Genomic DNA, 255 nt, shown 5'->3' on the forward strand with positions numbered 1-255 from the left:
CGCCAGGTCGGCTTCGCCGATCGCCTGTTCATCACGAAGTCGGATCTGGTCGACGACGAAACCGTCGCGGCGCTCAAGCACCGCCTGCTGCACATGAACCCGAAGGCGACCGTCAAGGTCGTGAACTTCGGCGAAGCCGACATCAAGGAAATCTTCGACCTGCGCGGCTTCAACCTGAACGCGAAGCTCGAGATCGATCCTGATTTCCTCGCGGAAGACGACCACGCGCACCATCACCACGATCATGACCATGAT

1 protein-coding gene is annotated in these 255 nt (G+C 59.6%); it reads left to right on the top strand.

The annotated features are described in order from the left end of the window. Positions 1-255, top strand: a 255-nt coding sequence (locus R0J88_RS21665) for a hypothetical protein (RefSeq protein ID WP_410901128.1), incomplete at both ends; no start/stop codon positions are given.

The organism is Pseudoalteromonas sp. SIMBA_162, assembly GCF_046535955.1.
Taxonomy (GTDB): Bacteria; Pseudomonadota; Gammaproteobacteria; order Enterobacterales; family Alteromonadaceae; genus Pseudoalteromonas; species Pseudoalteromonas marina.